General features: G+C 39.4%; 20 protein-coding genes and 2 pseudogenes. 16 read left to right on the forward strand and 6 right to left on the reverse strand.

The features are described 5' to 3' along the window. Positions 1 to 226: 226 nt before the first annotated feature. The 3 genes and pseudogenes from V6670_RS09915 to V6670_RS09925 all read left to right on the forward strand — a co-directional run bounded on the left by V6670_RS09915 (position 227) and on the right by V6670_RS09925 (position 2875). Complete coding sequence (locus V6670_RS09915) at positions 227 to 1207, forward strand: alpha/beta hydrolase (protein WP_338653934.1); 981 nt, start codon at positions 227 to 229, stop codon at positions 1205 to 1207. 1 nt (position 1208) lies between these two features. Next, a complete protein-coding gene (locus V6670_RS09920; protein ID WP_338654570.1) occupies positions 1209 to 1880 on the forward strand; it encodes a response regulator transcription factor in 672 nt (223 codons plus the stop codon). Continuing rightward, positions 1877 to 2875 (forward strand): annotated as a pseudogene (locus V6670_RS09925) (HAMP domain-containing sensor histidine kinase). The gene V6670_RS09920 and the pseudogene V6670_RS09925 overlap by 4 nt, the downstream one beginning before the upstream one ends. Before the next feature lie 32 nt (positions 2876 to 2907). On the opposite strand, the gene V6670_RS09930 reads toward V6670_RS09925, so the two are convergent. Next, positions 2908 to 3777, reverse strand: a complete 870-nt coding sequence (locus V6670_RS09930) for a DMT family transporter (RefSeq protein ID WP_141903208.1) — start codon at positions 3775 to 3777, stop codon at positions 2908 to 2910. Positions 3778 to 3929: 152 nt separating this feature from the next. Here V6670_RS09930 and V6670_RS09935 point away from each other — a divergent pair, with 152 nt between their 5' ends. Continuing rightward, positions 3930 to 4490 carry an XRE family transcriptional regulator gene (locus V6670_RS09935; protein WP_141903209.1) on the forward strand — a complete coding sequence of 187 codons (561 nt, stop codon included), beginning with the start codon at positions 3930 to 3932 and terminating at the stop codon, positions 4488 to 4490. Between the two features lie 38 nt (positions 4491 to 4528). Here the strand turns inward: V6670_RS09935 and V6670_RS09940 are convergent, their stop codons facing one another. After that, on the reverse strand, positions 4529 to 5386 hold the full coding sequence (locus V6670_RS09940) for a LysR family transcriptional regulator (protein ID WP_338653937.1): 858 nt from the start codon (positions 5384 to 5386) through the stop codon (positions 4529 to 4531). 144 nt (positions 5387 to 5530) lie between these two features. Here V6670_RS09940 and V6670_RS09945 point away from each other — a divergent pair, with 144 nt between their 5' ends. From V6670_RS09945 to V6670_RS09975, 7 genes are all read left to right on the forward strand, one after another. Continuing rightward, positions 5531 to 6739, forward strand: coding sequence for an MFS transporter (locus V6670_RS09945; protein ID WP_338653938.1), 1209 nt, complete (start codon positions 5531 to 5533; stop codon positions 6737 to 6739). Between the two features lie 29 nt (positions 6740 to 6768). Further along, positions 6769 to 7149, forward strand: coding sequence for an SRPBCC domain-containing protein (locus tag V6670_RS09950; RefSeq protein ID WP_338653940.1), 381 nt, complete (start codon positions 6769 to 6771; stop codon positions 7147 to 7149). A 109-nt stretch (positions 7150 to 7258) separates the two neighbouring features. Then, positions 7259 to 7981 carry a toast rack family protein gene (locus V6670_RS09955; RefSeq protein WP_230594005.1) on the forward strand — a complete coding sequence of 241 codons (723 nt, stop codon included), beginning with the start codon at positions 7259 to 7261 and terminating at the stop codon, positions 7979 to 7981. A gap of 127 nt (positions 7982 to 8108) precedes the next feature. Next, the gene (locus V6670_RS09960) at positions 8109 to 8660 is read left to right on the forward strand and encodes a sigma-70 family RNA polymerase sigma factor (RefSeq protein ID WP_338653942.1); all 552 of its coding nucleotides are present in this window, start codon (positions 8109 to 8111) and stop codon (positions 8658 to 8660) included. Beyond that, on the forward strand, positions 8635 to 9699 hold the full coding sequence (locus tag V6670_RS09965; RefSeq protein WP_338653943.1) for a DUF4179 domain-containing protein: 1065 nt from the start codon (positions 8635 to 8637) through the stop codon (positions 9697 to 9699). Before V6670_RS09960 ends, V6670_RS09965 begins: the two co-directional genes overlap by 26 nt. Positions 9700 to 9783: 84 nt before the next feature. Continuing rightward, positions 9784 to 10308 carry a hypothetical protein gene (locus V6670_RS09970; RefSeq protein WP_338653944.1) on the forward strand — a complete coding sequence of 175 codons (525 nt, stop codon included), beginning with the start codon at positions 9784 to 9786 and terminating at the stop codon, positions 10306 to 10308. 26 nt (positions 10309 to 10334) lie between these two features. Beyond that, on the forward strand, positions 10335 to 11063 hold the full coding sequence (locus V6670_RS09975; RefSeq protein ID WP_141903215.1) for an alpha/beta fold hydrolase: 729 nt from the start codon (positions 10335 to 10337) through the stop codon (positions 11061 to 11063). A 186-nt stretch (positions 11064 to 11249) separates the two neighbouring features. Here V6670_RS09975 and V6670_RS09980 read toward each other — a convergent pair whose 3' ends face one another. Then, positions 11250 to 11720, reverse strand: a complete 471-nt coding sequence (locus V6670_RS09980; RefSeq protein ID WP_338653946.1) for a hypothetical protein — start codon at positions 11718 to 11720, stop codon at positions 11250 to 11252. Positions 11721 to 12188: 468 nt separating this feature from the next. On the opposite strand from V6670_RS09980, the gene V6670_RS09985 reads away from it, so the two are divergent. Together V6670_RS09985 and V6670_RS09990 are read left to right on the forward strand one after the other, a co-directional pair. Further along, complete coding sequence (locus V6670_RS09985; protein ID WP_230594003.1) at positions 12189 to 12587, forward strand: hypothetical protein; 399 nt, start codon at positions 12189 to 12191, stop codon at positions 12585 to 12587. A gap of 478 nt (positions 12588 to 13065) precedes the next feature. Continuing rightward, the gene (locus tag V6670_RS09990; protein ID WP_036128987.1) at positions 13066 to 13632 is read left to right on the forward strand and encodes a hypothetical protein; all 567 of its coding nucleotides are present in this window, start codon (positions 13066 to 13068) and stop codon (positions 13630 to 13632) included. 675 nt (positions 13633 to 14307) lie between these two features. Here V6670_RS09990 and V6670_RS09995 read toward each other — a convergent pair. The 3 genes from V6670_RS09995 to V6670_RS10005 are packed head-to-tail and all read right to left on the reverse strand — an operon-like array spanning position 14308 to position 18174. After that, positions 14308 to 16779 carry an ABC transporter permease gene (locus V6670_RS09995; protein WP_338653947.1) on the reverse strand — a complete coding sequence of 824 codons (2472 nt, stop codon included), beginning with the start codon at positions 16777 to 16779 and terminating at the stop codon, positions 14308 to 14310. Next, positions 16779 to 17594 (reverse strand): ABC transporter ATP-binding protein, encoded by an 816-nt coding sequence (locus tag V6670_RS10000; RefSeq protein ID WP_338653948.1) that lies wholly within the window; start codon positions 17592 to 17594, stop codon positions 16779 to 16781. The genes V6670_RS09995 and V6670_RS10000 overlap by 1 nt, the downstream gene beginning before the upstream one ends. After that, entirely contained in the window at positions 17560 to 18174 is a 615-nt protein-coding gene (locus V6670_RS10005; protein WP_330493900.1) for a sigma-70 family RNA polymerase sigma factor, read from the reverse strand. Before V6670_RS10005 ends, V6670_RS10000 begins: the two co-directional genes overlap by 35 nt. A gap of 106 nt (positions 18175 to 18280) precedes the next feature. Between V6670_RS10005 and V6670_RS10010 the strand changes: the two are divergent. The 3 genes and pseudogenes from V6670_RS10010 to V6670_RS10020 form a co-directional block, all read left to right on the forward strand. Continuing rightward, positions 18281 to 18520: pseudogene (locus tag V6670_RS10010) on the forward strand (hypothetical protein); the annotation flags it as partial. A gap of 149 nt (positions 18521 to 18669) precedes the next feature. Further along, on the forward strand, positions 18670 to 19107 hold the full coding sequence (locus V6670_RS10015) for a hypothetical protein (protein ID WP_338653949.1): 438 nt from the start codon (positions 18670 to 18672) through the stop codon (positions 19105 to 19107). Between the two features lie 162 nt (positions 19108 to 19269). Beyond that, on the forward strand, positions 19270 to 20952 hold the full coding sequence (locus V6670_RS10020; RefSeq protein ID WP_338653950.1) for a methyl-accepting chemotaxis protein: 1683 nt from the start codon (positions 19270 to 19272) through the stop codon (positions 20950 to 20952). The last annotated feature ends 17 nt before the right edge of the window (positions 20953 to 20969 follow it).

Genomic DNA, 20969 nt, shown 5'->3' on the forward strand with positions numbered 1-20969 from the left:
ACTTATAATGAATCATTCAAAGTACTGTAACAACAATCAAATTCATAGAAAAACATATGGAGTAACAGGTTAAAAAGACTATGCAGCCATCTGGTGTCGATATTCAATCGAGGTCAGATGGCTGAGTCATTTTAGGAAGTGTGCAACTATAATTTTTCTCCAAAAATTAATTAGAAATTTATTTTTAACGTATATCCTTGCAAGTATGAATGGAGAGGAGCTACGTATGAAGAAATTAAAGAAATTATTGGTATACATAGGAGCATTAATCATGCTTGGAATGGTGGTCGTTTGGATCTACCATGATCATTTAGTACAGAAGGAATCTGCTATTTTACAAAATAATGGCACACTAGTAGACGTCGATGGTCATCAAATCAATGTCTATCAGGAGGGAGTTGGCGAGGATACATATGTATTTATGGCAGGTTCAGGCATTGCAGCCCCAGTGTATGAGTTAAAGGGGCTGTACAGTAAGTTTTCACAGCACCATCAAATAGCAGTAGTGGATCGAGCTGGCTATGGTTATAGTGATGTAGCCCATGATGCAAGAGACATTGAGACAATCCTAGCGCAAACACGAGAGGCACTGCTACAAAGTGGTCTTCAGCCTCCTTATATACTCGTACCACATTCCATTTCAGGGCTAGAAGCCATTTACTGGGCACAAAAATACCCCGAGGAAGTAAAGGGAATCATCGCGCTGGACATTGGTTTACCTAGTCAATATGTAAAGCATCCAATGGGAACCGTCGATAGATGGATGGTGAAGGGGATGAGTCTAGCAACTAGAATGGGCTTACACCGACTTCTGCCATCACAGGTCTATAATCCGCAAGTATTGAAAATGGCCTTTTTAACAGCAGAGGAAAAGAAAAGGTATCAGGCATTGTCCTTTAGACAATTTTTTAATGAGGATATGAAAAATGAGCTGTTACAGGTCTATGAAAATAGTTTACAATCAGAACAGCTTCCAAAGCCGCAAAACACGCCGATCTTGCTGATTGATGCCATTGCAGAGGACAATAAAGATTCGCAATATACGAAGCAGAAAAGGCAGGATTATGCAGACTTTGCACAGCAATTCATCTATGCACAGGTGGAAGAGGTCAGTGGCACACATAGTATTTATCTTTATCAACCCGATGAAATCTATCAACTAGCCATGACATTTATGAAAACGAATGCTGATAAGAAAGGTCGATAATATGAAAGGATTTACCATTTTAATTGTAGAAGACGATCAAATGATTGGGGATTTGCTACAAAAAATACTACAGCGAGAAGGCTATGAAGCGATTTGGAAAACAGATGGTCGGGACATTATGTCACTCATTCAGCAAGTGGATTTAGTCATTATGGATATTATGCTGCCAGGAGAGGATGGCTATCAATTAAGCAAAAATATTAAACGATTAGGCTTAAATATCCCCATTATTTTTCTATCGGCACGGAATGATATCGATAGTAAGCTAGAGGGCTTAACGGTCGGGGAGGATTATCTGACAAAGCCATTTGACCCGCGTGAGCTTTTGCTTAGGATGCAAAAAATGTTGAGACAGCAATATGGTACATTGACGCAAATCCAGCATTTATTTATTGATGGGGAGCGGCGTAAAGTGTTTAATCAAAATCTTCATGATGAAATTGCATTGACAGCGACAGAGCGGAAAATGTTCTTTTATTTATTTGACAATCGAGACAGAGTGTTAACAAAGGAGCATTTTTTCGACTATCTTTGGCCACTGGATGAACGCAATCATAATCTTCTCAATGTCCATATTAAAAAGATTCGAGCAAAGCTACATGATCCAGCAGGCAGCATTATACAAAATATTTATGGAGAAGGGTATCGTTTGAATACCTACATCAAAAAATGACCTTAAAAACGAAATACCGTACTTTATTATTTTTGGCGATTGCTAGTGTACCAATTGTGTTATTAAGCATTAGTGTGGCTATAGCTCTTGTTTATGACAAGGTCTTTAAATTGAAAAATGAAGGCATTCCGTTTCATGAATCCTTTGCCTATCCTATTATGCTCGTAGCGTTTGTGCTGTCATTAGGACTGTTAGCATTATTATTCTCAACAACTATCCATTCTTTATTGTCAAAAATCACGATGCTCAATAAAACGATACGGGAATTAGCTAGTAATGAGCGAATACCAAATACGTTAACAGTTAGTAGTGAGGATGAAATAGGACAGCTTATGCAGTCTGTCAATCTCTTAATTGAGCGGACGACTTACCGAGAGTTAGAGCTAGCGCAGCAGCAGGAGCTCCAAAAAGAGCTGCTGCAAAAATTACGACATGACATCCATACGCCCTTGACGGCCATACGTTTACAGTTATTTTTTCTAGAAGATCAATTACAAGGGTAGCCGAAATTGGTGGAATCCTTAAATGCACAAATCCACTATATAACGAATTTAACAAATGCATTTCAGTTACAAGCCTTTGATACAAGTGAAAATGCCTTTGTTGTCCAGGAGGAAATCCAGCTTGCACAGCTACTAGAAACGATGATGAAGAAGTGGCGTTATTTATATCGCATGCAAAACATGGCCCTGCATTTTCACCGTGACGACCCACATGCTAGTTGGATTAGCAATGAATTATGGCTACAACGTTTATTTGATAATGTCTTCCAAAATACATTAAAGCATGCCCAAGCAACTCAGCTAGAGGTTTCGATAAAGAATGGTCAAGTGTTCATGTGTGATGATGGAGTCGGCTTCAAGCCTGATGCCGATCATGCAGGACTTGGGCTCAAAATTATACAGGACATTGCCAAAACATTGAACATCGACGTTTCATTACAATCAAACGACACGGGGACTTCCTTTGGCTTTGCCCAAAAGTCCCCGCAATAAAAAAACAACGGCAGCCTTTGCCGTTGTTAGTCTTAATGAGATTTTCGTTGTTGCAGTAAAAAGAGCGCAAGTCCTAGTAAAATGACGATAATGCCAATCCCTTGTTGAATAGAAATCATCTCATCTAAAATAAAATAAGCTAATATACATGTACCGATCGTTTCGCCTAAAATGCTCATCGAGATAACGGTTGTACTTAACCATTTCAATAGCCAATTAAAAATGGTTTGCCCAAAAATCGTTGCAATAACGGCTAATCCTACAAGAGACCACCAAGTGGATGCTGAATAGTCGAAGAACGATTCCTGCATAAAGAGGGCGTATACCGCTAAGAAGATGGAGCTGCTTCCATAGCCAATGATCGAATAAGGAACAAGTGATAAATCCTTGCGAACAAATTGTCCGATAAAAAAGTAGGCCGTAATAATACCTGCCGCTATAAAGGCAAGGATATCGCCATAAAGAGCTTGTCCACTAATCTGGAAATCCTGCCAGCCGATGATGAAACAACCAATAATGGCTACACAACAGCCAACAATTGCTCCTTTAGAAAAACGTTCTTTAAATAAAAAATAGCTTCCCACTAAAGAGAATAAAGGTTGTAGCGTCACAATGACCGTTGAACTAGCCACCGATGTGTAGTTTAATGATTCAAACCATAAGACATAGTGACAGGCTAAAAATAATCCTGATAAAATGCCCAGTCCCCACTGTTTTTTGGAGAGGCTCGTCATTTCCTGTCGCAATCCCTTTTGCGCTAATAAAAAGGGAAGTAGTACTAGTAGCGCAAAAAATAATCGATAAAAGGCCGTAATGGCTGGTGGCGCATCGGCAAGCTTGACAAAAATAGCTGAAGTCGATAATGCAAAGACAGCAAAAAATAAAGAGATGTAATAAAACATGATGAACTCCTATGTATTTGTTTATAATAATAAACAAGATTAATAATATTGCCTAACCTATTATAGTGTAGTCTTCCTCAATAAAATAGGGTTTTTAGAATATCAGCACAAAACTCGAAAAATACACATTATGATAAAAAAGGGGTCGTGCCATGCAGTATCATCAATTAGGACAAACCGTACTCAGTTATCGGAAGAAAAATGGGATGACCATTAGAGAGTTTGCAGATTATGCAGGAATTAGTACTTCTTTAATTAGTCAAATCGAACGTGGACAAGCGAATCCATCGTTAAGTGTGCTGGAGTTAATTGCCAAGGCTCTACATGTCCCATTGTTTACACTTTTTATTCATGATATCGATACAAGTACACTTATTTCACGCAAGCACAACCGCAAAAAAATATATCGAGAAAACAAGGATCATATTGTCTATGATGTATTAACACCTGACTTTATGAAAGCTCGAATTGACATGCTCATGATGGAATTAAATCCACACGCTGTGACCACGGAAAGTCACTATTGTCACAAGGATAAAGAAGAGATAGCAGTGATGATGAGGGGGCAAGGTTATGTAGAGCTAGAAGGAGAAGAGTATGAGCTATTGGAAGGGGATGTTGTGCGGATCCCGCCGAATGTTCGACATCGTTTCCTCAATAAAAGCAATGACAGCATCCACGTATTATTCGTTCTAACACCTTCATTAATATAGAATAAGCAAGGACTAGCAAAGCCTTGCTTTATTCGATACTATTCTGTTTCAAGCAAGGACTCTATTACCTGCTTTAATTGCATAATAGAGGAAAGCTTGCTGTCGTTTTCATGATAAATAAAGACCGTTTCAATTACTTTATTGAGATCATCCATGTCATAAAAGTGCAGGTCAGGGCAATGATAAAGTGCCAATAATTTCGTATTTAAGACCGCCACCGTATGCTCAATTTCTAGAAAATCAAGAATACTACTAACGGATTTAATTTCTTTCATTGTAAAAGGAACTTGCTTCATTGTGAGCCATTGTGCCAATGCATGTGTATACATACAGCCTTTACTTAAGACGAGTAGTGTTACTGGCGTTCGTTGCTCAAAATCGATGACATGAGAAGGGCTTGAAATGACTTCAAATGTTTCTGACGCAATTAAATCATAGTTTAAATTGGCATACTGTTTAGTTGGATTACTAGTCAGTGCACAATCCAGCTCAGCATTGTGTACTTTGTGATTTAAAGATGTACTCGATTCGACAGTGAAATCGACATCAATTGGGCTATGACTCGTTTGGAGTTCGTTCATAATGGATGCACCATAAATTTTAATGGTTGTATGAGAAGTTCCAAAATGGAGGCTCGTTTGAGTAGGTCCGATCATTTGTAAAAATTCTTCATAGTTTTGGGCAACCTGTTTTAAAAATTGTAAATAATGGCTGCCTACCTCCGTCAGCTTTAAACCTTGTGGTGTTCGTTTAAAGACCTCCTGTCCAATTTCACTTTCTATTTTTTTTACCTTCGAAGTTAAGGCAGATTGTGTATAATTGGTGATTTCAGCGGATTTACTTAAGTTTTGCCTTTCTAAAAGCTCTATTTTTAAGGCAATGTCTTCAATGTTCATGTTGTTCGTCACACACCTATTAAATTTTTTGATAGCTGCTATCATTTTCCTCCATTTTACGTATGCTATCAGTCAACGTAAACTCTAGGTAGCGACAAGGTATACTGCATAAATAAAGCGGTATCAACCTGATGGAGGGTTAACATGCATACATATTATCAATGGGTTATTTTATTAGTGGCTACACTGTCACAGACAGCTGCAACCTTTGTCACCTATGGGATGGGGCCAGTTGCCTCTTTTTATCAAATGGAATGGCACTTAACGTCCTTTCAAACTGGACTGATTGTTTCAGCCGTCAATATAGGGCCGATTTTCTCCATGCTGTTATTTGGCTATCTTATGGATAAAAAAGGAGAAAAGCGGATTATTGGATGGGGCTCCATTATACTGGGCCTGTCAGCCTTCCTGTTAATACCTGTGAACCATTATACGACATTGCTACTCGTATTAATAGTTGTTGGTATCTGGTATGGTAGTGCACAAACTGGCGGCAGTACCGCTATTGTGAAGTGGTTTCCAGATAAGCATCGTGGGCTTGCTATTGGTATTCGCCAGACAGGTATCCCCATTGGTGGGGCACTTTCTTCTATTGTACTAACGTATTTATATCAACAGCACCATCTGTCCGCTGTGCATTTGGTACAGGGCTTAGTGGCGATAGGTGGGGGACTCTTATTTTTACTGCTGTATCATGAACCAAAACAGCACGTAATCGTTGCCGCAAATCCTATTTCCTTTAAAGAGAAGATGGTGGCTATTCAACATAATCGAGCGCTCTATCCTCTATTTTTTGTCGGCATTGTCATGATGTCCTTACAAATGGTCATCATTGCTCATTTTATGAGCTATTTACATCAAGAGGGCGGCTATACATTAACAGAGGCAGGGAGCTATTTAAGTTTGATTTTGCTAGGAGGCATGCTAGGGAGAATCGTGCTTGCTTGGCTGGGTGACCAATATTTCGCTCATAAACGTGCGTCATTGTTAGTGCTTGTCATGGTTGCCACATTTATGATGATTGGCTGTTTGCCCTTTGTCATACATGGGAAGAGCTTGATGATTATTTTTTGTGGTGTGTTTGGTTTTTTAGCACTCGGCTGGTATTCCTTATATATTACCTGTGTCACCGAGCATTCCGATCCTCAAGCTGTGGGACTTACTGTGAGTGCAGCTTTAACGATTAATCAATTTTTTATTGTCTTAGCACCAACGTTGTATGGCTTATTAGTTGCTATTTTCTCAAGTCATCAAATAGCCTTGGATTTCATGGCCATGTTCATCATCATTGGGGCATTTCATTTATACCGAACATCCCAAAGTAGTCTATTGCTTGAAAATTCGGTAAAATAATGGAAAACAGAAAAAGGTGGTAATGGTGAATGACCAGTTCGATTTGGATTGATGCGAAAATGGATAGCGTGTGGCAAGCGATTACAGAGGAACAACTCCTCTCGCAATGGTATGCACCAGGCTCTACCTGGGATATCCCTAATCTAGCAGCCGGTGAAAAGATGACGTTTACGTTAATGCCCAATGCGCATAATCAGCTATCTGAAAAGCTACCTATGCAGCTCACGATTCAGCACGTAAAAAAACATGAGGAGTTTTCCTTTTACTTAGAGGTGCCGGAAACGCTGATTGCCATTACGCTAGCACAACAGCACGAGAGGACAACTGTAAGCTTTAACTCACCAGGCTATGAGGCTTCGCTGGCTAATTTAAAGGCATTGCTGGAAGGGGGAGATATCCCTTATCAGTAGCGAACCCTACGTCTTAGGTCTTAGATAAATTTCGAGCGCAGGGTCGTATTTTAAAAGATTGACTCCTATATAATGAAATTATTGGTAGATTATATGGCGGGAGGAAATCATGTTGAAAAAATTAGTTGGTTTAGGTGTCATAATGGGTACATCTGTATTGGTCTTATCGGGGTGTTTCTCCTTTATTCCAAACAACAAGATGCGAGAGGAGGCCATCTTGGTAGAAAAGGATAAAGTGAAAGCATTAGAGGTAGACATTGATCTAGGTGTCGGTGAACTGACAGTATCGAGCGGTGCGAAGGAATGGGTAGAGGGCAAGGCCGACTATAATATTAAAAAGCTAGCCCCACAGGTAGACTATGATGTCCACGGCGATACGGGAGAAGTGGATATTCAGCATAAAGGCTCTACAAAGCTAGGGATCTCAAATATTAAAAACACTTGGGCAATCCAACTGAATGACAGTATCCCGATGGATTTGACAGTTGAAACAGGCGCATCCCTTGCAAACCTAGATTTACAGGGGCTCCAACTGGAAAAGCTTGATATTGATGCAGGTGTCGGTGATGTAACGGTTAATTTAGGTGGCGATTGGAAAAAAAGCTTTAAGACATCGATTGAAACAGGCGTCGGTCAAACAACCGTTATTTTACCATCAAAGGTTGGTGTCAAATTAACGACAGAGAAGGGCATCGGATCTTCAAATATAGAGGGTCTTGTATCAAAAGGCCAGGGTGTCTATGTCAACGAAGCCTATGACAAGGCAGATGTTGTGCTGGAGGTTCATTCGGAATTGGGTGTCGGAGATATTACCTTTAAATTAGATCAATAAAGGAAAATGTAGTAGGCTACTTAAAATGCAGTAGTCTACTTTTTGTATGACCAAATAAATAAATAAATCAAAGTGAAACCTTTTGCTTGGATAAAAGACTCTAAATATGGAAGGAGGGGAAACAAGTATGGAACATGATTTATCTATCGTTAAACAAGCGATTGCGGGGCAGAAGGAAGCCTTTGAACAGCTACTTGTGCTAGAGGAAGAAAAACTATATTACACGGCGCTATCGTATGTTGGTCAAAAAGAGGATGCGCTAGATGCTATTCAAGAAGCGGCATGTAAAGCCTATTTAACCGTTCATCAACTAAAAAATCCAGCATTTTTCTCGACATGGCTGTTCCGCATTTTAATTCATGAATGCTATCGTTTGCTGAAAAAGGGCAAGAAAATGATTCCCTATGAGGAGAGGGAATTATTAGATCGGTTACATGAACAGGAGCAAGTCATCGGGAATCCTATTGATTTAGCAGAAGCTATCCTACAATTAAACCATTCCCAGCAAATGGCGCTCATTTTATTTTATTATCGCGATTTGCCGATTAAAGAAATTTCAGACATGATGGAAAAGCCTGAGAACACCATCAAAACCTATTTGCATCGTGGTAAAAAACAGCTAAAACGACAATTAGAAAGGAGTGCAATGTTCAATGAAAAAGTCAGTGACCCTACCTGAATTTCCACGAGATGAGGTACGAGCAGCGATTGCACAAGGTATTCAACAAGCACAAGGTAAACCAATTCAAATGAAAAGAAGAAGCAAGCGTAAACCATTCGTATTTATTGCCAGTACTGTTGCCGTTTTTAGTTTAACCATTGGCACAGCCTATGTATCACCAACATTTGCGAGCACATTGTCCAAGCTACCAATTATCGGTTCCGTATTCAATGACTCAGGCTTGCCTGGGCTAAAACAAGCCAGTGAACAGGGGCTAACCAAAGCTGTTGGCGAAACACAAACCATCAATGGGATTTCGGTCACAGTAGATGAGGTGCTTTATGATGATTCTCGTATAACGGTTGGGGTAACGATGCAATCTGAGCAGGAATTGAGTGAACTATATTTTGGAGCAGGCTTGGAATTTACCATTAATGGCGCCCAACCAACTGTCAGCTCAGGTAGCTATTCTGAACATAGGTTAAGTCCTACGGTTCGGACAGGTATTGCGACGTTTGATGTCAAACAGGTTGAGGAAATGCCAGACTCCTTTCATTTGGGCTTAACACTAGAAGGAGAAAAGGGAGAAAAATGGATGTTTTCGACCCCCATTGAAAAGATTACAGAGATTGTCCATGTTCCTGTGAACCATCGACAGCAGGTTGATGGCATTGAGCTTGATATATCCAACATCTCCTTCAGTCCATCAGGGATCTCCCTTGACTATGAAGCAACGATGAACGGAATCCTCGATAACCCACCAGCATCTATAGAATTTTTCATAACAGATGGGCAAGGCAGAGAGATTGCCTCTCATTCGGGCGGTGGAAAAGCACAATTTGATGATGGGTTGTGGAAATTAAGCAGCACGAAAGCCTTTGATCCAATAGCACAACACGTTGAAAAATTAATCATTACGCCTTATGTTTCCATTCCATCAGGAGGTGGGAGCGTTCAAATAGACGCTGATGGCAAAGAAACACATATCCCATTCAATCCATCAGCCTATAAAGAAGTGAAGTTCCAACCATTTACAGTAGAAGTACCAGTACAATAATAGGAGCGTCAAATACATCCTTTGTATTTGGCGCTTATTTTATGGTAGCTTTAAGAAAGTTATTGTTTTGAAGGAGCGAAAGTCGTGAAAATTTATACATACAAGCAACCAGCAGCCATCGAGTCAACAGAGGCCATCCAAATTATCAATGAAGCGGGGGAGGTATCGTCCACTGTTCAACGTGTTTATTCCAATGCTCTAAAAAAAGCATTTGACCGCACAATGGACTATCGTTATTTTGTTCGCTTTGATGTCAATGATCGCAACGGTCGACCACTTTTTACGTGTAAAAAAGTATCCCGTCGTGGGCGCGTACATTTCAGAGGCAAGGATTTGGTGTCAGGCAAAGACTATATGATTGCCTATGATGGCTGGCAAGTCATGATTCCTGATTTACTGATTACAAATGGTGAACAGCAAATCAAGCTCAACAAAGAAATGGAGGGCTGGTCTGTATTTACAGTGAATGAGCAGCCTATCGCACGTTGGCAAGCTACTTTCTGTGAGACGCATTTTGACATTACGCTAGAAATTGAAGACAGTAGTCCCATCCAGGAGGAAGCCTTTTTTATTGCGATAGGACAGGCAGTATTGTTTGTGGGGGCATAAACTAATTCGAGAAAGGGCTTGATTGTGTGCTGAAGATACTACCAGCGAAAGAAATTTATTTACAGGGAAACGAGCATGCCGTATTACTTTTACATTCTTTTACGAGTCATACAAGAGATATGAAGAAAGTAGCCACTTCATTACATGCACAAGGCTACACTTGCTATGCACCGTTATACCGAGGACACGGTCATACCCCAGAACAGTTATTACACTATCAGGTAGACGACTGGTGGCAGGATGTAGTCAATGCCCACCAATTTTTATTGAATGAAGGCTATCAGAAGATTTCGGTCATTGGCTTATCCATCGGTGGCATTTTTACTTTAAAGCTTGCCCAATTCGAAAAGCTATCACAAATCATTGTCTTATCAGTACCAATTGATAAGGAGCCAGCACAATTAAAACAAAGAATAATTAATTATGCCTACAATTATAAAACGATAGAGGGCAAATCAGCGTCTCAAATTTCACAGGAAATGGAGCCATTTCACAACATGGCGTTAGATGCTATGAGCGCATTTCAACAGTTTATCCAAGCAACAATGCAGCAGCTTGATAGAATTACCGTTCCTATCGCTATCTACTACGGTGAACACGACGATGCATCGTATGCACAAAGCGCTGAAACGATTTATCAACATGTTCACTCTTCCACTAAGCAGAAGAGGGGCTTTGAAAACGCTAAACATTTGATGACATTAGGCCGGGACCAAGATGAAATCATACAGGAGATAATAGATTTTTTGGAATAAATGCTAATGGAGGAATGTTGCAGGTCATACCAGAATGCCTTTTTTGACTATTTGTGAAAAATAATTCTATATTGAAGGGGTTTTCAACAGAATACATAATTATTTTAAAAACATGCAATAGCTTTTGATAAAATTTGAAGGAAACCTAATTTTTACAGGTTTCCTATTCTTATGAAGTAACAAATTTTACAATGTAACCACATTATTTTTAGACAGGATTAAATAGCAGTTATTTGATTCCCGCTTAAAGTGTCCTACATGAAATTCATTCAGGTTTATTAAATCCTTGAAGTATTTTGGGACAGGGCAATTCCAATTGATATTTTCTATTTTTAGTGGAAAATTGTCTTCATTAGGATTGGGCGTATGAATATAGACTGAATCTAAACCACAATCTTCATCTACTAACTCAATCCACAATTGATATGGTTTTCCGAGTGTTTCAAGCTTTTCTAATAAACTATTATGTAAGGCTATATAGGCTTTTATATGCGCTCTTCGTATTTTCAAACTAGTATTCCCCAATCCATAAAAATCAAGATGGGTGTGCCACAAATCAAACCAATCTTCTTTGCCAAAGTCTAAATCATATTGCTCTGCTATTGTTTCTTGCCATAAGTTACGGAAATAACGCTTTTTCCCACGAAACTTTTTCAAAATGATTGTTCCCCCCATTTAAACATGTTCTTAACTTTTTGAACCCCTCTACACGAATGCTTGTTCTTGTGTTGATTATAGCAGGGATTCGAGCGTGCATCCAATATCAAAATTTCCCTTGAATAGAGCATTTTGAAAACCTGATGTGCAATTCATAACAATGAACAGAAACGATTCTGTCTGCTATGGTGGCGATATTGTAATTGGTTCTAGTGATAGAGGTTTTATCGAAAAATTGCAAGACTGGAGAGACGAGCTAATTCAAAAAATGAAGTTTTAAATTATCATTATTTTTTCACTAGGCATTTTTAAAAATTGAAAAAACGGCTTCATGCTATTTCATCGTATTGACGGGACTTCGTATTGGGCCAAAACGTAAGAGTTGTGGAACGGATTCTAGTTCAACTAACGAAGCAGTTTAGTTGAATATGTAACTTTTGGTAGACAATTGGTGTCTATATAAAAGAGGTGGGTGGATTGAAAATAAAAAAATTATTCTATGGTTTGATCGCATTAGCTTTATTCATGATTACAGGATGCAATATTCAAGGAGGAACTACAACAGTATCAATTGACAGTATAGATGCCGAAGAAGTTTTAACATTAGATTCTGATGCTGATATTTTCCAGTATGATGGAGTTATCTACAAAACTAATATTGATTGGGTTGAAGAATTGTCTTTAACAAAAGATGTTCAAATCAGTGAAATAAAAACAAAAAATGATGCTAATACAGATTTTAGAGATGAGATGTCGAATAAACTTCCTGTTGGTACAAAGATTTTTTCTACCAAAGAACGAGGAGATATTTTAATTGTTGAATCTGAAGGACAAATCAAAAAATATCTTGCAATTGTTGAAGGGTAAGCAAAGTATCTTGTTCAACAAGCGTGGTGCGCTAATTGAATAGCTAGAAAGATGTCCCTATCTCATAATTAGAATTTTCACCTTTTCATCCAATGTCATTCTCAATTGTTAGGATAAAACCAATAGATGCACCCAATCGTTAGGGAAAATCTAATGACTGAGGTGCATGTTTCTTTCTAAATTAAAGGATCTTTTGTTTTTGTTTCTCCAGTTGGATTCTTTCGTATTCCACCTCTAATTCTCTGTGTTTAATCAAATACTCTTTTTTTATTTGATACACCTTAATCACACTGAAAATCGCAATAATAAAGGCAAATACAAGCATTAATAATTGTATATTTGAGAAATACAAAAAAACACCTCACTTTCTTTATATATTAAACATTTATCTGGATATTATGTATAATGAAGTTAATATTACATTATCCATTAATGTAATATTTTAACATAAATAAATAAAACAAGGAGGTTTGCTGTGATGAAGAAGCTTCAATTTTTTATTTGTGGTTTGATTGTTACGTTGATTGTTGCTACAATTTTTCCGAATTTTGCGAATGCTAATGAATTTGGACGTAAAGAAAGTGCTTTAGCCGAATCCATCTACTATAATTTGGCTACACAAACATTAGAGTTTGATGAAGAAGCTGCCCAGGAATTATATCATTTCTCAGATGAAGAATTAAATTATTACGAATCTCTCGAATCACTATCTCCTAATGAGGTTCACCATAAACTTTTAACCTTTGGGCTAGACATGGAAAATTACGATGGTACAATCCTTTATAAAGAGAATGAAGATGGAGAAGTAACACCATATGCTGTTATCGCATGGCTTGCCGGAATTGGTTTGGTTTCTTTCATAGGCTATTTCTTCTGGGACCGATACTTGACACATAAAGAAAAAATGAATTACATGAATAAATGCTTTGCACAGGGTGGCAACCCCATCATTGACTCAAGAGATGATGCTGGTTTAAATGGACAAACCAATGCGACGGAGGCTAGAAAAATCGGTGGTTATAATTTTGCTTGCCAAAAACCATAACCTTCGATGGAATGAGCACCTCGTCGAAAAAGAGATGAAACGAATATGAGAACCCTTCAAAATCTGAATTTTGAACAGCAAAGACAAGGAGGCTGGGACATAACTAAATGGTTCCTTCCTAAAGCCGAATGAACTCTAAATTAACAAAACATGATAAATAGAAAAACCGAACTATTTCGAAACACTTCATGAGCGTTTCATTGGATAGTTCGGTTTTTTGTTGGCTGAAAACACTTTTGTCCCAGCCTCGTTGTCATAGTGTTGAAAAACAAAACCATCCATAGCATTTTTGTGAAAGGTGAAAAAGGATTTCCGTTGCAGGCTACTTGCTTTCCTGTGGGCGAGCGGGAGTCAAGTAGCCTTCCACTTCAACCCACAAAAATGGTACCTTTTTAGCAAAGGTTTTCAACTAAAGTGAAAGTATTCATTACTCTTTATGGAAGGGTGTTGTCACTCATCACTTCTCCACATGAAAAATAAGAGCCTATCCTTTCTCTCATCATACAAATAATGGGCTATTTTGTTCACTACGGCTCATCGGACGCCCCCTGGAAAGGACGCTGGCGGAACGGAAATCACCCGCTCACCTTGCCAAAGGTTCTTTTTCTGCTATTGACATCACCTTTTTTCAACAACATGAACAACAGCCCCTCTGAATAGAAGGGCTGTTGTTATTTAGATTTCCACGATTTCATTCGCTAACTTTTGTCGGCTAATCCAATAGCCTTGGAGCGTAAAGACAATAAGTGTTGCTATTAAAAAGGCGCTGCTTGTTATGCCTAATGTTAAGTAGTCATAGGACATCGGAGAGCTGTCATCAATGAATCCCAGCATTCTTGTTAAAATAAGCCCAATAAACGTGCCGACAGTGAGGCCATATAGCACAAACGATAGGACTTGCGTCAAAATAAGTTTTATTAAACCATTTGGTGATAAGCCTATCAATCGCTGAATGACATAGTCACTACGTTTGGTATAAATGGTATGCAGTAATGTTTGCAGTACACCAAGGACAGTAGCGACAATTAATAGTACAAAGACGCCGACAAATAGGCTCCAACGTTGGAAGAACATTTCACGGGACTGCTCCATCATGGTCACTTTATCCGTAAATTTCAAGGCTGGCCAGCGCTCTTCTAAGAATGACAGGTCAGACAATGCTTGCTCAGGGTTGGTCGTTTCGACCATAATGTCTTCAATGATTGTGTGGTCCTGAGAAGTGAGGAAGGATGACCAATCCACGATTAATTCTGCGTAGTGAAGAGGTGCATCAATAATTCCTATAATTTGTAATTCACCTGTTGGCCGATCCTGCTGTGCAGCAACATCATAGGAGCCTATTGTAATACGATCACCAACCGATAAATGATGACGATTCGCCAAGCTTTTTGTCACTAACAGTCCATCCTGTAAAGGGCCCTCGATTTTTGGCAACTTCCCTAATTGTCCAAATTTCTGGATATCAATGGTTGTATAGTTCTCTGGTAGCCATTCATCGCCGAGTTGCAGGGCAATGTACGCATTATTACTTTGTGCATAAGCATATTGTACGCTTGGCAAGGCCTCCATTTCCTTAATAACTGCGGGCGTAAGGGTTGGATCATTTAATTCATTATTGATTTTTACAGCGGTTTCGTATTGTGATTCGGTGAAGGCTAGGTCATTATGCTGTAACGTTTTCATTAACGAGCTACCAAAGGTTAAAATGACCATTAACCCAATAATGCTGAGCACAATCGGCCTATTTTTGCGTACTTGTGGCATGACTTGCTGGCACGCTAAATAGGCTTCCTTGCCAAGCACTGCACGAATCGGCTTTAATGCAACCTGAAGGAGGGCTGTAAACAGATAGGGGATGAATAAAAGTAAAATCCCACAAATCAATAGTGTTCCGATTAAAATCAATAGTGCTCCTTGATTGCTTCCTGTTCCTGTCAGTTGTGCTTGCAACAAAAACAAAACAGCGATAATTCCTCCAATGCCAACCATGATCGTTTTCCATTTGGTCCAACGAAGACGTAAATTTTCGTTGTCTGTTGCGATTTGTAATGGCAATAATCTGGCACTTTTTGCTACTTGCCATTGTGTCATTACCTGAAGAATCAAGAAGCTCGAAAGCGCGATCACAATCACAAAAGGAAGAGGAAGCTCTGTTCTAGCATTTGGTAAATGTAAGAGGCTAATCAATTGTGGTAGCCAAATTTTTATTACCAGTAAGCTCATCGTTGTCCCGAGCATAACCCCAAAGCAAATAATAAGTGATAATTGTAGTTTGACAATGCGCCTAACTTGCTGCACTGATGCACCGAGAGCACGTAAAATCATCAGCTGTTCTTTAATTTTATAAAATAATAGCTGGAAAGTGGACAGTAATAAAACACTTGCAATGAGTAAAATAAAGACAGCTAGGACAATCATAAAAATCATCAAGCTTTGTAAATTTATTTTAAACAAATCATAATCACTCATGACATCTACACGAAAAGTTTCATCAAGTTGTTTGATTTCTGTGCCAACTGCCTTAGCAAGGCCATCCTCTGTTTTAATAAGTGCAAACATACCAGCAGTTTGTGGCTGACTATTATTCATCCATGTTTTCACAATGGTATTTGGCAACAATATGATAGTAGGGCTATCCGTACCTTTCATCGTTGGTAAAATTTCTCGGACAATAAAATTCTTCGTTTGAATATGAATGGTGTCTCCGACGTTCTTCTTGAAAATACGTGCCACATTTTCTGAAATAATGGCATCGTTCGGACCAAGATTCATCTCAAAATGATAGCGGCTTTTCACAAGGTCATCATTTTCTACGCCAACGGTATAAAAGGTTGTGCTTTTTTCTTGCTCAACCTTTGTGTGAGCTAAAGATACATTAGACACTTGGGTGACACCTGCTAGGCTGGAAAGTAACTCTATTTGTTGTGTCGTTAACAGCTGATGTTGATCTGGATTATAGCCGACCATTATATCCATTTCTCCGTACAAGGCTTGGATGTCAGCCTTCATTTGATTATGGGCGTTTAAAGCGTAGACACTTATCGTCATCACAAGGCAAATGGAGATGGTTATAATGCTAATACTCGTTAGGACATTTGCCCAAGCAGCACGAAAAAGTTTTAGGGCAACGGCACGCATTGTAAACATTATCGCTCCCCCCTCGTAGCCTGCTTAAATTTCATTAAAATACAATCCAAATCCTCTTCATTTCGCTGGTTTTGATAGGAGTCTACAATCGCACCGTCATGGAAGAACAACACCCGATTGGCATAGGTAGCAACATAAGGGTCATGAGTGACAAGTAAAATCGTTTGTTGACTCTTTTTTTGTAGCTCAACAAGCAACTCCAATATCTCATCCGTCGTATTGACGTCCAGCGCTCCTGTTGGCTCATCAGCTAGCAAAATAGGCGGATTTGCGATAATGGCACGAGCAATAGCAACCCGTTGCTTTTGTCCTCCGGATAGCTCATGTGGTCGATGCTTTGCCCAAGCGTCGATTTTCAGTTTTTCCATCATGTGCTGCACGCGCACTTTAATTTCCTTACTAGAAACATCATTTAAAATAAGGGGGAGTGCAATATTATCTTCCACGGATAAATCTTTTAACAGATGAAAGGATTGGAAGATAAAGCCGATATTTTCTTTACGAAATTGCGATGCTTTGGGCTCTTGATATATATCCTGAGCCTCCTTACCAAATAAAAATAATGCCCCGTCTGTTGGTTCATCAATCGCACTAATCATATTCAGTAGGGTACTTTTACCAGAGCCGCTTGTCCCCATAATGGCCACCATCTCTCCTTGATAAATGGTGCAATGGATATTTTTTAAGGCGTTCACGGTGTGATGCTTTTGCTGATAAATTTTGGACATCCCTTCAACACGTAACACTTCCGTTAAACGTCCTTCCGGGATGGGTATTGCATTAATGACTTCTTTCAACGGATTGAACCCACTCATCAAGATATGCCCCCTTTAATTGTTGTCGTAATGCTTGCAAGCCACGGCGAATATGTGTTTTGACGGTGCCTTCAGGGCATTGTAAAATCGCTGCAATATCCTTGACGGAGTAGTCCTGATAAAATCGTAGCAATAACACCGTTTTATACTTTTCCTCAAGCTGGCAAAGAGCCTGCCATAAATCCAGCTCTTCCTCGATATATGTAGGAGATGTACTTTTTAAATCCTCTAAGGTTTGTGGTTCGACAAGCTGAACCTTCTTTTTCTTGGCTATATAGGTTTTACAGCAATTGATCATAATGCGGGTTAGCCAAGTGGTAAAATAGTGCGGCTCCTTTAATTGTGCTAAGCCCTCAAAGGCTCGAATAATCGTTTGCTGAAAAACTTCTACGGCGTCGTTTTCATTTTGTACATAGACATAGGCCATACGATAAAGTTTATGCTGCTCCTGCTCAATAAGCTGATAAAAAGCTTGCTCATCGCCATGTTGGGCTAAGGCTACAAGAGATTGTTGCGTGGTTGTAATGAAAATCGCCTCCTTTTCGACTATTAGACTCGGCAAGTCGTCATTTCGATTCAAGTTTTTTATTTTTAGGAAGAAACTTAATAAGCATACCCATTTAATAGAAGGTTATCAATTTACTGCTATAATGATAGTGGTTTAATCGAAAAAAAGGAGTGAGTTTATGAGCAAAAAACCTATTTATGTCGAGATAGCCATCCATGCTCCTATAGAAAAAGCATGGGATTATACACAAAATCCTCAGCTGCATGAGCAATGGGATTTACGGTTTACATCCATTACATATATACCGAAAAGAGCATCTGAGGAGCCACAGCGTTTTACCTATGAAACGAAGATCATACCAGGTTTACAGGTTAGTGGCTGGGGAGAAAGCAAGGGGGAGCATCATAAAGAAAATGGCATCATTGACCGCTTCGCATCGGATGACGATATTGGGGATTCCTTTTTTACAAATTGATTATCATATTGAAAGAAATAAGGTAGATTGGCAGGAAATGACTAGTTCAAACGAGAAGGTCCTTATAGAGTCAACTAAAAAGGAGTGATGGTTTGCGTTTAACAAAAGGAATTACTGGTTTTGATGCCGAGCATTTAATCGAGCAGGATATGCGTACGTTTCAGTCAATGGTGTACCATTTAGTGACAAGTGAACAGCGAGCAAAAGTAAGACAATTTATCGATGAACCTCCCTTTGTCTATATGCAGGCAATGGTGGACTTAGATGGGGAGAAGCTGACAATTCTTCATCATCGATATATGCCCTATATTGCGTTTGCCAAGCAGGATGAGGAGCTTCCCTTTACATTTTTATCAAAGCCTCGGCTACACAAATATTTTCCCATGCGTAAATGCTTAGAAGCGACTACTCTTACGACATTACTATCAAAGGATCAGGCTTTACATAGCTTATCAGTGACGGAATGGCAGTACATCGCTTATTTTAATAGCCAAACGATTGGCGACGTTATGTTTAATGCTTGGGATTGATCGTAGTTCAATATACTCAAGACGAAAGATGCTATAAAAAACACTATATTGACCAAGTTATTTCTGGAAATCTAGTAAAAATTCCTAAAGCCACCAATCCTTCTTGTTAAATGGTAGATTACTATTTATGGAATAGATATGGAAAATAAGGAGTTTTTGCAGATGAAGTTCAAAACAATCAGTCGACGCATTGTTTTTTCCTTTAGTATTGTCATCGCCATCATGATAGGCTACATTGCGTACAATTATTATGCCATCACACAAAGCAACAATGCGACAGAACAAATTGTTCAGCAAGAATTACAATTATTAATTGCAGATTTTGAGCAAGCACAAACAATCGATTTAAGAATAGCGGCAGTTAGAGGCTATGTACTGTCTGGTAATGAAAAATATAAAGAGATTTTCCAAGATAATGTGGCGAAGGCAGCCGACAACGAGGAAAAACGATCAGCACTCACAACCTCAGGTGAATTCGGGGAATATGCGCAAATGGCAAAGGAATGGAATCGTTATATTGAACAACAAGTATTTGCAGTATATGACAAGGGTCAAACCGAGCTTGCTATCCAAAATTTAACGAAAATGGATGACACGGCAACCGCGATTCGTGAGGGCTATGAAGGGTTAGCGGCGCAACGAAAGCAAGCCATTAATGAGGTAGGCACGGACATGATTACTGCTGGTGAAAATAAACAGCTAATTGCGATTGTCGTAGGTATTTTCATTGTCCTGCTAGCCGTGATGATTGAACTACTAAGTGCCCGTGGTATTTCAAGACCCATTATTACATTAACAGAGCGTATGCAACGAATGACGAAGGGGGATTTAAGCGAGCCCCCTTTACCTATTCAATCAACGGATGAAGTGGGCCAGTTGATGGAAGCGACCAACACAATGGCAGATATTTTAAATCAACTCTTGAAACATATTCAAACAGTGTCGGATGAGGTAGCGGCTCACAGTGAGGAGCTTTTGCAGTCAACCACGGAGGTAAAAGCAGGTACAGAACAAGTTGCCCATACTGTTACAGAAATCGCCAGCGGTACAGAACGACAGGCAAACCATGCAGCAGATGTCGCTTCCTCCATAAACGACTTTGCTGTCAAAGTAACGACTGTTCATGACGGCAGTAAAGACGTTCAACAATATTCGCAGGAAGTCAAAGCTTTAACAGAAGAAGGTAGAGATGCCATGACCTCTTCCACAAAGCAAATGGAAGCGATTCAGCAGATGGTAAAGAACGCGGTGGATCAGGTAACTGGTTTCAGTAAACAAACACAAGAAATTTCTAAGCTTGTAGCGGTCATTCAAAATATTGCGGCACAGACAAATTTATTAGCACTGAACGCAGCGATTGAAGCAGCCCGAGCTGGGGAACAAGGAAAGGGCTTTGCGGTGGTAGCCGATGAGGTTCGCACATTAGCCGAGCAGGTGGCCTTCTCCGTTGATGATATTACAGCCATTGTAGGAGCCATTCAGGATGATTCGAGGACAGTGACCTCCTCATTAGAGCAAGGCTATGGGGAAGTAGAAAAAGGCACAGCGCAAATTGCCACGACCAATACAACATTCTATCGTATTGCAGATGCGATCGATGCCATTGCAGCAAGCATTGATGGGATGTCATCAGAATTGCACGGGGTTGTTCACAATACTGTCACGATTCACCAATCTGTCGATGATATTGCGGCTGTCTCTGAACAGTCAGCGGCAGGTATTCAGGAAACATCGGCGACCATTGAACAGGCTGCAAGCTCTATGGAGGAAATGAAACATAGTGCCGAGCATTTAGCAGAAATGGCCGAACAATTAAATGGCCTCATTCGTCGATTCAAACTATAGAAAATTGAGCTTGATTT

Source organism: Lysinibacillus sp. Y5S-8, assembly GCF_036894365.1.
GTDB classification, from domain to species: Bacteria; Bacillota; Bacilli; order Bacillales_A; family Planococcaceae; genus Lysinibacillus; species Lysinibacillus fusiformis_D.

What these genes read in the sequence shown, in the direction of transcription:
- V6670_RS09995 (WP_338653947.1), bottom strand. Translation starts at nt 16,779, where the DNA reads ATGTTTACAATGCGTGCCGTTGCCCTAAAACTTTTTCGTGCTGCTTGG.
- V6670_RS09915 (WP_338653934.1), top strand. Translation starts at nt 227, where the DNA reads ATGAAGAAATTAAAGAAATTATTGGTATACATAGGAGCATTAATCATG.
- V6670_RS09965 (WP_338653943.1), top strand. Translation starts at nt 8,635, where the DNA reads ATGAAAAAGTCAGTGACCCTACCTGAATTTCCACGAGATGAGGTACGA.
- V6670_RS09920 (WP_338654570.1), top strand. Translation starts at nt 1,209, where the DNA reads ATGAAAGGATTTACCATTTTAATTGTAGAAGACGATCAAATGATTGGG.
- V6670_RS09950 (WP_338653940.1), top strand. Translation starts at nt 6,769, where the DNA reads ATGACCAGTTCGATTTGGATTGATGCGAAAATGGATAGCGTGTGGCAA.
- V6670_RS09990 (WP_036128987.1), top strand. Translation starts at nt 13,066, where the DNA reads ATGAAGAAGCTTCAATTTTTTATTTGTGGTTTGATTGTTACGTTGATT.
- V6670_RS10020 (WP_338653950.1), top strand. Translation starts at nt 19,270, where the DNA reads ATGAAGTTCAAAACAATCAGTCGACGCATTGTTTTTTCCTTTAGTATT.
- V6670_RS10000 (WP_338653948.1), bottom strand. Translation starts at nt 17,594, where the DNA reads ATGAGTGGGTTCAATCCGTTGAAAGAAGTCATTAATGCAATACCCATC.
- V6670_RS09960 (WP_338653942.1), top strand. Translation starts at nt 8,109, where the DNA reads ATGGAACATGATTTATCTATCGTTAAACAAGCGATTGCGGGGCAGAAG.
- V6670_RS09935 (WP_141903209.1), top strand. Translation starts at nt 3,930, where the DNA reads ATGCAGTATCATCAATTAGGACAAACCGTACTCAGTTATCGGAAGAAA.
- V6670_RS09940 (WP_338653937.1), bottom strand. Translation starts at nt 5,386, where the DNA reads ATGAACATTGAAGACATTGCCTTAAAAATAGAGCTTTTAGAAAGGCAA.
- V6670_RS09945 (WP_338653938.1), top strand. Translation starts at nt 5,531, where the DNA reads ATGCATACATATTATCAATGGGTTATTTTATTAGTGGCTACACTGTCA.
- V6670_RS09955 (WP_230594005.1), top strand. Translation starts at nt 7,259, where the DNA reads ATGTTGAAAAAATTAGTTGGTTTAGGTGTCATAATGGGTACATCTGTA.
- V6670_RS09930 (WP_141903208.1), bottom strand. Translation starts at nt 3,777, where the DNA reads ATGTTTTATTACATCTCTTTATTTTTTGCTGTCTTTGCATTATCGACT.